At 45.1% G+C, this 12,975-nt stretch carries 9 protein-coding genes; 6 read left to right on the top strand and 3 right to left on the bottom strand.

All coding sequences use genetic code 11. The features are described from left to right. Positions 1–60 precede the first annotated feature (60 nt). Positions 61–1,169 (top strand): IS3 family transposase gene (locus ABUE20_RS01600; protein ID WP_408618053.1). Its coding sequence is split into 2 segments (ribosomal slippage): positions 61–310 and positions 310–1,169, totalling 1,110 coding nucleotides; the frame shifts between segments, so codons are not numbered across the junction. Positions 1,170–1,244: 75 nt separating this feature from the next. Here ABUE20_RS01600 and ABUE20_RS01595 read toward each other — a convergent pair. Together ABUE20_RS01595 and ABUE20_RS01590 are read right to left on the bottom strand one after the other, a co-directional pair. Continuing rightward, a complete protein-coding gene (locus ABUE20_RS01595) occupies positions 1,245–2,915 on the bottom strand; it encodes a SulP family inorganic anion transporter (protein ID WP_408618051.1) in 1,671 nt (556 codons plus the stop codon). Between the two features lie 295 nt (positions 2,916–3,210). Further along, positions 3,211–3,675: a chemotaxis protein CheX gene (locus ABUE20_RS01590; protein WP_408618050.1), complete on the bottom strand. Its 465-nt coding sequence runs from the start codon at positions 3,673–3,675 to the stop codon at positions 3,211–3,213. Between the two features lie 513 nt (positions 3,676–4,188). Here ABUE20_RS01590 and ABUE20_RS01585 point away from each other — a divergent pair. The 3 genes from ABUE20_RS01585 to mntR all read left to right on the top strand — a co-directional run bounded on the left by ABUE20_RS01585 (position 4,189) and on the right by mntR (position 6,864). Beyond that, positions 4,189–4,911 carry a TerC family protein gene (locus ABUE20_RS01585; protein ID WP_408618049.1) on the top strand — a complete coding sequence of 241 codons (723 nt, stop codon included), beginning with the start codon at positions 4,189–4,191 and terminating at the stop codon, positions 4,909–4,911. Between the two features lie 238 nt (positions 4,912–5,149). Continuing rightward, the gene (locus ABUE20_RS01580) at positions 5,150–6,427 is read left to right on the top strand and encodes an Nramp family divalent metal transporter (protein WP_408618048.1); all 1,278 of its coding nucleotides are present in this window, start codon (positions 5,150–5,152) and stop codon (positions 6,425–6,427) included. Then, entirely contained in the window at positions 6,343–6,864 is a 522-nt protein-coding gene (gene mntR, locus ABUE20_RS01575) for a manganese-binding transcriptional regulator MntR (protein WP_408618046.1), read from the top strand. Before ABUE20_RS01580 ends, mntR begins: the two co-directional genes overlap by 85 nt. Positions 6,865–6,887: 23 nt before the next feature. Here the strand turns inward: mntR and mobB are convergent, their stop codons facing one another. Beyond that, the gene (gene mobB, locus ABUE20_RS01570; protein ID WP_408618045.1) at positions 6,888–7,406 is read right to left on the bottom strand and encodes a molybdopterin-guanine dinucleotide biosynthesis protein B; all 519 of its coding nucleotides are present in this window, start codon (positions 7,404–7,406) and stop codon (positions 6,888–6,890) included. A 56-nt stretch (positions 7,407–7,462) separates the two neighbouring features. Here mobB and ABUE20_RS01565 point away from each other — a divergent pair, with 56 nt between their 5' ends. Both ABUE20_RS01565 and ABUE20_RS01560 read left to right on the top strand, forming a co-directional pair. Next, complete coding sequence (locus ABUE20_RS01565) at positions 7,463–9,169, top strand: autotransporter assembly complex protein TamA (RefSeq protein ID WP_408618043.1); 1,707 nt, start codon at positions 7,463–7,465, stop codon at positions 9,167–9,169. Beyond that, a complete protein-coding gene (locus tag ABUE20_RS01560; RefSeq protein WP_408618041.1) occupies positions 9,166–12,840 on the top strand; it encodes a translocation/assembly module TamB domain-containing protein in 3,675 nt (1,224 codons plus the stop codon). Before ABUE20_RS01565 ends, ABUE20_RS01560 begins: the two co-directional genes overlap by 4 nt. Positions 12,841–12,975: the final 135 nt, after the last annotated feature.

The following is a 12,975-nucleotide window of genomic DNA, read 5'->3' as shown; positions in this document are numbered from 1 at the left end:
CCCCTAAACTGAGACAAACTTAAATGGAGTTTTCTACACTAATAGATGTAGGAGAGAACCATGAAACAATCACGATTTACTGAAACTCAGATCGTCAATATCCTCAAAGAGGCTGATACGGGGATGAAAGTGGAAGACATATGTCGCAAACACGGCATGAGTTCGGCCACCTATTATAAATGGAAATCGAAATACGGTGGAATGGATGCTTCTGAACTAAAACGAGTTAAAGAGCTGGAAGATGAAAATACCAAGCTGAAACAGTTATTTGCTGAAGTGAGTTTGGAAAATAAGGCCATGAAGGAGCTCTTCGCAAAAAAGGGTTGGTGAGCACGGAGAAGCGTCATTGTGCCTGGTTGCTGGTTAACTCAGGCCTGAGCATTTTAAAAGCCTGCTCACTGGTTGATATCAGTCGTTCGAGTTATTACCGACCCGTCATGGATTGGCGACAAAGGGATGCGGCTGTGATTGATGCGCTGCGTGCAGAACTCAACACGTCGCCCCGAGCGGGTTTCTGGAAGTGCTTTGGCCGACTCCGTTACAAAGGATATCCGTTTAATCATAAACGAGTGTATCGGGTCTATTGCCGAATGGGGTTAAACCTGAAACGACGGGTTAAACGAGTGTTACCGAAGCGTATGGCCCATCCATTACATGTTGAAGCCAGGGCCGATCATCAGTGGGCATTAGATTTTATGCACGATGGATTGTCCTGCGGAAAACGTTTCCGAACACTGAATGTTGTTGATGAAGGAACGAGAGAATGTCTGGCCATCGAAGTGGATACATCACTCCCGGCAGAACGGGTCATTCGGGTACTGGAGCAACTCAAAGTGGAACGAGGATTACCGGTCCAACTGCGAGTTGATAATGGCCCGGAGCTTATCTCATCCAAATTAACGAATTGGTGTGAACAGCAGACGATTCAACTTATTCATATTCAACCAGGTAAGCCTCAACAAAACGGATTTGTTGAGCGATTTAATGGCTCATTTCGTCGAGAATTTTTAGATGCCTATTTATTTGAATCACTGGAGCAGGTGCAAGAAATGGCGTGGTTCTGGCGACTGGATTACAACGAATGGCGAACCCATGAAAGTCTTGGTCATCTGCCTCCGGCGGCTTACCGGAAACAACTGGAAAACTCTACTTTAGAACTGTCTCATTAATGGGGAAGTGGACAACGTGATGATGATGCAATGAAATAGAGCTATCCATTAGCTGGATAGCTCTATTGAATAAATCTATTGCTGCAAGTTATTGGATGTTGGAATTAAAGTATTTAAGCTGGCATCTAGTGCATCATCAAATTGCAGATAAAAATTTTGCTCACCAATTAATGAAATAATCTTGGCTTTTTTCAGCTTATAAGTCACTCGGGGATTCGCCCCGGAGATTACAACCTGAGTATTTTTCTTTTGAAAACGACGAATAATATCTTCTAATGTTTGTAATCCGGTAATGTCCATAAATGGAACCCATTTTAATCGTAAAATTAAAATTTTGGGATCATCTTGGATCCGGGTCATGACATGCTCAAAGGTCTCTGCGGCGGCAAAGAAAAACGGACCTTCTAGGGCATAAACAGCTAGCTCGCGGGGGAGATGTTCGATCCCGTGGCGTTGTAACTCCTGCGATAAGTCCGTGTCTACATTAGGTTTAACTTCGACACTGGAAGCCATTCGTCTGACAAAATGCAAAATGGCGATGATGACACCAATATTGACGGCAACGACTAAATCGGCAAACACAGTCAGACAGAATGTTAACAATAAGATAACGACATCTGCTCTGGGGGCGCATTTGATCAGTTTGATAAAGTGTCCGGCTTCACTCATGTTCCACGCGACCACAAATAAAATGGCACTGAGTGTGGCCAATGGAATCGTGGTCGCCAACGGGGCTAAAACAAGTAGGATCACCGTTAAAGTAATGGCATGCACAATACCGGAAATGGGTGAATTTCCACCATTTCGGATATTGGTTGCAGTTCGGGCGATGGCTCCCGTTGCGGCAATTCCCCCAAATAAAGGGGAGAGCAGGTTAGCAATCCCTTGGCCGATCAGCTCCTGATTGGAATCGTGTTTTGTTCCCGCCATTCCATCGGCGACCACGGCTGAAAGTAGCGATTCGATAGCGCCTAACATGGCGATAGCGAAGGCCGGGCCAATCAGGGTGAGCATGGTAGAAATGGTCATGGGGGGAAGTGCAAAAGTCGGTAAACCTTGAGGAATACCTCCAAAGGCGCTGCCGATAGTGCGAACATTATCAAACTGGCAAAAATACTGAATTAGCGTTACGACAACCAAGGCCATGAGTGGGCCCGGTATTTTGGATAGTTTGGGAATTTTGGGGATAAAAATAACGATCGCCAACGATAGCAGTGCTAATCCAGTGGTTGCAAGCTGTAGATGGGGAAGTGCCTTAATCAGTGAGAATAATTTTTCATGAAAATGCGCTCCGGTTATACCCGATAACCCGAAAAAATCTTTCCATTGTCCGACCCAAATCGTGACGCCAATACCGCTGGTAAAGCCGATGATGACGGGTTTCGGAATGAAGTGGATGATACTGCCTAGTTTGCTAATTCCCAATAAAAATAAAATCACACCGGCCATCATCGTGGCGATTTGTAATCCTGAGACCCCATATTGCTGGACAATACCCGATAAGATGACAATAAAAGCACCGGTGGGCCCGGCAATTTGCACTTTTGACCCCCCGAATATGGATACTGCGATGCCCGCGATGATGGCGGTGTACAAGCCTTGTTCTGGTTTAACACCAGAGGCAATCGCAAATGCCATGGCTAACGGCAATGCGACAACACCGACAATAATTCCCGAAGTGATATTGTGGAGGATGTTTTTAGGGGCAAATTGGCCTGACTTTATGGATTCTAATAGAACAATCATGGTTCCGGTACAACGAGTGGGTGAGTGAATAAATAAAGAAGAGGCGGATCCTACACTCTCTTACTATAGAGTAAAGATGCAGCGATTTTTAATATGAAAAAAATCTAAAAATTAAATTTTAATCACTCTCAGAATTAAAAATGAGTAAAAATCAGACCTTATAAAGGTCTATGTCAATAGCTGTTCATTTTATTATTGAACAGCTCAGCATTGAATTTATCAATATAAAAGATAATGAGTGATTAATACGTAAACAATAGCTCCTTGAGCTTACAACAAATTTTAATGCGTTGAATTATTTTGCAAAGCAAATTTCAATAGTCGCTATGCCATATTCGGATGTGAATGGCATCAGTATTTTTGCTCCATCCGTTTTGTGTTGAATCGTGTGAGACGGTCCGGAAACAACAATCGGAGTCGCCATGTTAAATTCATATCCCTGATCCGCTAGGATGCGTTTAGCCCCACCGGTGACCATATTGGTGATTTCCCCGATCATGTCTGTGACATCATCGTTAATGTCTTTAGGTCGTTCACCCAGCATGCGATGCATGACTTCAAGAGCTAAGCTTTTGTCAAAACTGATAGAAAAAGATCCTTTGGTCATTGGTCCTATCATACCAATAACTCCGGATACATCACCTCTTGCCACTTCATCTTTTTTCAGTCGAGGGGCCTGAGGTTTCAGCTCTAATTGAGCCATCGTGCTGAGAACGTTCAACAACGAACTCAAAAATGGATTAACAAACTTTGCTTCCATAATGTTCGCTTCATATCCCTTATGAATAGGCTATAGGTCTATGCATTTTTTATCGCTACTATTATAAACCATAGCTAAATTTAAAAGATTCAGGAAAATAAATATTTGCTCATAGTCTCAGCTTGGCGCGATATTTTCAACAGCTTAGCTTTGCAGCGTCAAGTTTTCCCGAGCATTATATCATGGTAAAAATAGTTTGAACTCTGTATGGCGCTATGCACAATATTTACCTGCTTTGGTGGCTCGATCCTGAAATTCTACGCATTTGTCGCAGCTTCGAATGAGTCAGAACGGTGTGGCCGTTATCTGATAAACACTTCGGCATCGAAGCAGCTATAAACGCGTTTTGTTGGAGTTAATCCAGCCTATGTGGGTCTATCCTGCTTTTAATAATGATTGGTAAAAAGCGTCATAAATTATGATATCGATTCATTATTAAAGTTCTGCGATTTACATACAGACTATGTATTGTACACCATATTTTGGCGATGATTCATTAGATAAGGTTTGTTTATGATGAATTGGATTAGTGATCCAAATGCTTGGTTGGCATTGGGGACACTTACGATTCTGGAAATAGTTTTAGGTATCGATAATATTATATTCCTGACTTTGGTTGTGAGTAAGTTACCGTTACAGCAGCGTCAGTCGGCTCGGTATATTGGTTTGGCGGGAGCGATGCTGGTGCGCTTGGCATTGCTGTCTGTGATCGCGTGGTTAGTCCATCTCATCCATCCTTTGTTCTCCGTTGGGGGGATGGATATTTCGGCTCGGGATCTCATTTTGTTTGGTGGGGGTGTATTTTTAATTTGGAAAGCCAGCAGCGAAATTCATGAGAGCATTGAAAATAGTGGCCATGAGCGGAGTCATCGGCGCTTACCGTTTTGGGGCGCTATTTTGCAAATTATGCTGCTGGATATTATTTTTAGTTTAGATTCGGTGATTACTGCCGTGGGGTTATCCGATCATTTGTTCATCATGATGGCGGCTATTGTGATTGCGGTGTTGATCATGATGCTGGCTGCTAAAGTTATCGGTGATTTTGTGGAGTCTCACCCATCGGTCAAAATGTTGGCTTTGGCCTTTTTAATTCTGGTTGGCTTTACATTGATTTTGGAAAGCTGTGATATTGAAGTACCCAAGGGCTATATCTATTTTGCGATGTTTTTCTCGATGGCTGTTGAGGCATTGAATCTTATTCGCAGTAAAAAAAATACAGATTCAGACTTGGTTTAAATTTTTCATTAGAAGAAAAGCCCCCTCATTGCTAAAACTTATCAAACCCTTTGATATTTTCAAAGGGTTGTTCTCCGCCCTTGTGAAATTCATATTTATCCTTATTAATCAATTAGATAAAATTGACATTTCTATTGTTTAATCTATTTAATATCGAATGATAGATGTTGTGCCGCTTGCAATGGATTAACCTTGGGTTATATAGTTAACCAAGGTTAACTTTGCTGGATTATTCATCATGCTGCAATCTATTTCAAATCGTGCCATACAGCTTAAGGCGACCCGCACTCTGTCGGGACATGGCGGTAAAATGGGCTGGCTTGCCTTCTTTGGCCCAGCTTTGATTGCAGCAGTTGCTTATGTTGATCCGGGAAATTTCGCAACGAATATTGAAGCGGGATCCCGGTACGGTTACACCCTGCTGTGGGTCGTGTTAGTTGCCAATATTATGGCAATGGTGATCCAGTCATTATCTGCACGGTTAGGATTAGCCACGGATAAAAATTTAGCGGAGATGATCCGAGAGCGTTTCCCTAAACCATTGGTCTGGTTCTATTGGGTTCAAGCTGAAATTGTGGCGATTGCAACCGATTTAGCTGAATTTCTGGGGGCTGCACTAGCCTTTAATTTATTATTCGGTTTGTCTTTAATGCAAGGTGCTATTTTAACCGGCGTGATTACTTATGCCGCATTGCAGATGCAGCGTTATGGATTCCGGATGATGGAGATTATCATTGGTGCCATGATTATGGCGATTGCTTCTGGATTTGTTCTGGAATTGTTTTTCAGCCATCCGGATCCCTTAGCAATGGCGCATGGCTTGTTGGTGCCTTCCTTTCCTGATAGTTATGCTGTTTATCTGGCTACCGGTATTTTAGGGGCTACTATTATGCCACATGTCATTTATTTACATTCGGCTTTATCGCAAAAACGAGTACAGACTCAACATGTCAGTGATCGATTGAAATTAATGCGTTTTTATCGCTGGGATGTGATCGTGGGAATGGCACTGGCGGGGATGGTTAATATCGCACTTCTAGCATTGGCTGCCGCAGCATTTAATCGTCATGGTTTTGAAGGGGTGGCAACGATTAGTGAAAGTTATAAATTGTTGGCCCCATTGATGGGTGGAAATTTTGCCAGTTATATTTTTGGTTTCACATTGCTGCTGGCAGGATTGTCATCCTCTATTGTTGGAACCATGTCGGGACAGGTGATGATGCAGGGATTTGTGCGCTTTACAATTCCGGTCGGGATCCGGCGGCTCATTACCATGATCCCCGCAATCGCGGTAATTATGTTAGGGGTTTCGGAACAAAAAGCCTTGGTCGCCAGTCAGGTTGTTTTGAGCTTTGGGATACCGTTTGCGTTGATCCCTTTACTCATGTTTACCTCCAACCGACATCTGATGGGGGTTTTAGTGAATAAACGGTGGTTATCGGTGATTGGAGGGGTCCTTTGTGGATTAATTATTATCCTGAACGGCTATGTGTTATTTTATACAATCATGGAGTAAATAAATCAGACGAATCATTGGTAATCCTTGTGCCACAAAAGACTTATTTTCAAAGAGTTAAAGAAGATCATCAGCGAGAGCTGGTTGAAGATTACGTTGAGGAAATTGCCCGGTTGCATGCTGAAGGTGGTGAAGCAAGAGCCAGTGATTTAGCCATCCGGTTTGAAGTCAGTCCTGCGGCGGTATCGAAAGTGATCGCTAAGTTGCGCCGGGACGGTTTTGTTGAAGCTCGGCCTTATCGGGGGATCTTTCTGACCTCGCAAGGCTCGGAGTTGGCTATTCAGGTTTCGCACCGACACCAGACTATTTTGCAGACGTTGATAGCTCTGGGGGTTCCAGAAGAAGTGGCTCACAGTGATGCTGAAGGAATCGAACATCATTGTAGTGAAGCCACTATTGCAGCGATGCAGCAGTTTTTAGCCCGTCAGACTGATTGAAATAACTGAAATCAAGCGTTGTTTTAAAGATGTTGAAGTAACTGCTCCGCGATATATTCAGCATCGTCGAGGGGCCAAATGGGTAACGATTGCGGTGATAAAGGCTCATTGGTTGCGATGGCAAAAATATGGGGATCTTGATCAGCAAGTAGCGGTTTTTGCAGTGCGGGTCGGTGAATTTCAAATTTAGGGATGGCGCTGTGGCGGTATCCTTCAACGAGAACTAAATCGATTTCAGACCACTGTAGCCGGGCCAGTTGTGATTCGACGGAGTCGTGGTTGCGTTGCTGGGCAAATAATATCACCTGATTTGGACAACTCAACAGCAACTGTCTGGCTCCACTATGCTTGATCCGATAACTATCTTTTCCTGGTTTATCGAGTTCAATCTGGTGATGACTGTGCTTAATCACAGCAACATTGAAGCCTTTGGCGGTTATAATTTCAACCAGCTGGCATAAGAGCGTTGTTTTTCCTGCACCACTGTAACCTGCCAGCCCAATGACTGGTTTTGGCCAATTTTGTTCATGGGGTTCTATCATCTGTATCTAAACTTTGTCACACTCATTCCGTAATGCGATTATATCAGGAAATGTATTTGCGCTGGTTTTTATTGATAGGGCTAATGGGTGTTAGTGGTTTAACGCTGTCTGCTGAAAGTTATCATATTCAGGGTGGTTCATCGGCCGAGCAAGAGAATGTCCGGCTATTTTTAGAAGCCCAACAGTTCGGTGCTCAAGTGAGCCAGGCTGATATTCATCGCCAGAGCCTCAAAAAAACGCAGCAGGCATTGCAGGCGTTGGGGTATTTTCAAAGTCACAATCAGATTGAGGTCTCTGGCCCGGCCGATTCCCGGCGGATTGATGTCCGTTTGGATCCGGGGCCCAGCGTTAATATTGCCCATGTCGATTTAGATTTAAAAGGGGAAATGACCCAAGATCCTCGATTTAAGCTGTTATTACAAAACCATGCGCTGATTGTTGGGAAACCGTTTCATAGCGGCCAATATGAAGCACTAAAAAGTGCGATGAATCAGTTTGCGTTGACCCAAGGCTATTTTGACGGCAAATTTCTGCATAGTCAGGTCCAAATTTCTCTTGCGCAACATCAGGCAATCATTCATATCCAATATAATAGCGGTGTACGTTATCGAATGGGGCAGATTGTATTTGCCGACCCGGATGTTCCCCGTTCGCTACTGACCGGACTTGCTCCATTTCATTCCGGTGATCCTTATCAGGCCGATCAAATTGTTGAGTTTAGTCAGGCATTGAATCAAACCGGCTATTTTAAATCGGTGATGGTCACTCCAATGTTGGCACATCGTCATGATGGTTTGATTGATCTAGAAGTCGCGGCCACTCGTAAACCATCAGATACATTTAGTGTAGGGTTAGGATATTCGACTGATCTGGGATTAAAAGGGCAGTTGACATGGTCTCACCCTTGGGTGAATCGTTTTGGGCATAGTTTTTCTGCGGCAGTTGAAGGCTCCAGTAGCGAACAGACCTTGGAGACGGAATATCGGATCCCGGTTACGAATCCAGTTAACGATTTTGTAGCGTTGCAAACCAGCTATAAACGAGAGTTGGAAAATGATACTGATAGCCGTAGCCATCAGCTGACGTTATCCCGCCAGTGGTATATTGATCCACAATGGACACCAACTCTGTTTTATAAAACTTTGTATGAAGATTATCGGCAGGGGCATCAGTCTGATTCAACGATATTGTTTCTGCCTGGATTCAGTTTGACTCGGTTACGGCGTGAGGGAGCAAAAAGTGATCCTGTCTCTGGGGATTTGATATCCGTAACGGCTCAAACAGCGAATAAAGCTTGGCTCTCTGATGTAAATTTAACCAAGTTGGTTTTCCAGGCGAAATGGTTGCGCAGTTTGGGACGACATCGATTGATTTCCCGAACTTCATTGGGAGCTATTTGGGTGGATGATATTGATCAGGTTCCGGCATCGATGCGTTTTTTCGCCGGGGGCGATCAAAGTATCCGAGGCTACACCTATAAAAGTATCAGTCCTGAAGATCAGGAAGGACAATTGGTGGGAGGTAAATATTTGGCGACGGCTAGTGTTGAATATAACTACCAGTTTGCTTCGAAGTGGCGAGCGGCTGTGTTTTATGACACCGGGACTGCCGCCAATGATTTGCATCACCGACTCTATGCCGGTGCTGGGGTTGGCATCCGCTGGTTAACGCTGATTGGTCCGGTTCGTATCGATTTTGCTAAAGGATTGGTGGATGCTCCGGATAGCTGGCGAGTGCATTTTTCTCTGGGGCCGGATTTATGACCTATTGGCGTCGTGCTGGATTTGCACTGGGTCTGGGAATTCTGGGGGTGGTCATTGCCGTGACCGCATTGTTGGCGAGCCCTCGATTTAATGCCTGGGCCATCAATCGTCTGCTCCAAGATCTTCCAGAACTGCAAATCCGGGGGTTACACGGCACACTCTGGAGCGGATTTTCAGCTGAGCAGATGCGCTATCAAAAATCAGGACTGTTTGTTTTTGCTCAAAACCCTCAAATCACTTTAGATAGTACATGCTTACTGGCTCGTAAAATCTGTATCCATGATATTAGAGCTGATCAGCTCAGGGTGATGATTCAATCATCCGCATTAGCGGCCTCTTCGCCGCAGAGCTCTGCTACCGATTCAGAATTAGAGCTTGGACGATGGTCCGTCGCCGTTGATCGGCTGCGTATTCGACAAGCTCAGTTTGAGGTTGATCAGCAGCAGTGGGGATGGCAGAAGCTCACTATAGACTATGCGTTTGGGCACTCTGATCGGATTCAGTTAGGAACCGTACAACTGGATGACTGGTATTACCGAGCCGCAGGGCCAGTAACCTCAATATCTTCACCGATGGCAGTCCCTCATCAATTAGTGAGTGCATTAACCTCTCAATTGGCTGTTTTCAAATTCCCATATTCGATAACAGTGCAGCGGTTTATGGCTCATGATGGGCAGACATCGATATGGCCGACACCCATTTCATTGATCCGGTTTCGGGGGCAATTTACACCGGAACAATGGATGATTTCAGATTTGCAGTTCCATAGCCCCGAAGGCTCTGTTGCCGGTCAGTTGCAACTGGCTTTAGCCTCTCCTTTTCTGGCGAATCTCAAGTTACAGATAACAGCCCCTTGGCGGGGGATGACCCATCAGTTGGATGTGGCGGCGACCGGACCGGCGAAGCAGCTGGACGTTCAGGCCGCTTATCGTGGAATGGGAGATGCCAAATTAACCGGACAGTTGAATTGGGATGATCCGACATTACCATTTTCATTGCAGTTAAAAGGGAAGCTTTTGTCTGGAGAGCCGGAGTCTATTGGTGATCTCCAAGGCCAATTGCAATTAACGGGTTCGTTGCGTGGATATCAGGGAACTTTGCAGGCTTCATTGCAAGCAAAGCAGGTTCTGCAGCTGACTGGTACGCTTCAGGGGGATTGGCAACAACAACAGAATGTGAGGCTAAAACTGGCGACCGGAACCGGTCAGCTTGAGGTGATGGGGCACGGAAATTGGCAAAGCCTAAGTGCACAGTTGCAGTTACAAGCGAAACATTTGGATTTAAATCCTTGGAGCCCGGTGTCATTGCCTGTCATTAGTGATGGAACCGTCGATATCGGAGTACAGGGTCATCAATGGCAATTGAGTGATGGTCGGATTCATGGGCGTTGGCAAAAACAACGGTATGCAGTTGAATTGGATGCGGCAGGGCTAAACTGGAAACAGGTCCAACAACTGAAGATGCATGGCACATTGGGGAAGAATCAAGTGCATCTTGAAGGGGCTATTGGAGAAAAAGTTCATCTGACGGGGACGTTTAATCTTTCACATCTGGATCAGCTCTGGCCGGGGCTCTCTGGGAAAATAGCCGGACATATGGTTCTGGAAGGACCGTTTCAGGCATTGCTGTTAAGTTGGCAGAGCCAGGGACAACAACTTGCTTATGCTCCGGCTGCGATTCAATTCAAACAATTCGTTGGGCAGGGACATATACGACTGGATGAGCGGTTATCTGGCGACAGTACATTGACATTACAGCAATTTCAGTATGGCCGTTATCCGGCGGTCGATATGAAAGCGACCTACCATAGTGCAGGGCAGCAAAGCCTGAATTTTCAGGCTATTCAAGATCATCGTCAGCTGCGGATGCGTATTGCCGGTTTGGGTAACCGCTTTAAATGGCAGGGGCAACTTGAGGCGTTGTCGGTAACGGATTCAGAGGTACAGTGGTCGTTACAGCATCCGACTGGCATGGCTTGGGAGCAGCAACAATTTAAAATCGAACCATTATGCTTGCATGATATCTCGCATCAGGGGCAATTCTGTCTGACGGAACCGTCGTTATTTTCGGCCGATTCGATTCAGTTTGAGGGGCAAATCCAGAGTCTTACCGTCCCGGTCTTTGTACAGCCTTGGTGGCAACATCTGCAATGGTCCGCAGCATTGAGTGGTTTGTTTCATCTGCACTGGCAACGAGGAAGCGTGCCGGATGCCAAAGTGACCTTGCACAGTACGTCTGGGACACTGCTTATTCCCAAGCTCGGTCAGAAACCGGTGCGCTATACCTATCAAAATGCTCAATTGCAGCTGGTGAGCACGTCACAGCAATTGCATGTAGCTGCTGTTTTCGATAGCCAACAGTTGGGATCGGCTCGGGCTGATTTAAGTACGAATATGACGGCGGATCGGCGCTATCCTCTGACGGGAACTGTTTCACTGAAACATTTTCAACTCGCTTCATTGGCACCGTTTTTTGATACCGTTTCAGAATTAAATGGGCGTCTTCAGGGAGAGCTTCAGATCCGCGGCTATAGTGATGCGCCGCAGTTATCAGGGCAGATTCTTCTTGAAGAAGGGCATCTGTCCGGCCCTTCAATTCCATTGGTGATGGATCATTTGCGTTGTGATATTCAAGTCAGTGGGCAACAAGCTCAGATTCAAGGACAGTTTGATACGCAAGGGCATCCGGCTCATTGGCATGGACAAGTGGGATGGAGTCAGGGAGCGTTTAAAGGACGATTGATGTTCAGTGGAGAGCAGTTGCCTGTACATTATCCCCCTGCTGAACTGGTTGTTTCCCCAAAGTTAACGGTTCAGCTAGATCCTCAACAGATTGATATCAGTGGTCATATTCAGATTAATAAAGGCCTGATCAAGATTGCACAGTTACCTCAATCCGCTATTTCACTTTCCGATGATGTTGTCATTTTGGACCAACCTCAAAGTCAACGTCAGAATCATGCGTTGGCCATGAATATGACCGTCGATTTAGGTAATGCACTCTATTTGGATGCTGAAGGGTTAACAGCACAGCTGACCGGGCAATTAAATTTGCATCAGCAACCGGAGCAGGATCTGTTTGCCATGGGGCAGGTCTCTCTAGAAGATGGGCGGTTTAAAGCTTATGGTCAGGATTTACAGATCCAATCAGGGACTCTCACTTTTAGTGGACCGTTGAATGAACCGAATATTTCGGTTAAAGCAATCCGAGATCCAGATAATACCGATGATAATGTGACGGTTGGCGTCACGGCATCGGGACCTCCTCATGCATTAGTGGTGAATATTTTTTCTGATCCCCAGATGGCGCAAAATGAGCAACTATCCTATCTGCTAAGAGGTCATGGCATTACTTCTCAGGAAGATAACTCGGCGCTCACATCACTATTGTTATCGACGGGGGTTAGCCAAACGGGCGCAATTGTGACCCGGTTAGGAGAAAAGGTAGGTATTGATCAGTTACAACTATCAACAGCGGGTAGTGGTGATGCAACGCAGGTTCGAGTGAGTGGGTATCTGTTGCCTGGGGTACGGGTTCAATATGGGATGGGCGTGTTTGCAACCAATAATGAACTCACGGTTCGTTATCAATTGATTCCGAAATTTTATCTAGAGGTCGTCAGCGGTTTGGCCAATGCGTTGAATTTTTACTATGAATTCAGTATACAATAGCCTGTTAATTTAGTTTTTTCTAATATAATATGGTGGCGAAAATAATGTTGAACCGAAACACAGCTATTAAAATGATGGATAGATAGGCACAGTGGATGCTGAGTAGTCGTTTAAAGCTGCTTTAACTTATCTGTG

The organism is Celerinatantimonas marina (assembly GCF_046054165.1).
GTDB lineage: Bacteria > Pseudomonadota > Gammaproteobacteria > Enterobacterales > Celerinatantimonadaceae > Celerinatantimonas.
This window is presented reverse-complemented; position numbering and strand designations above follow the sequence as displayed.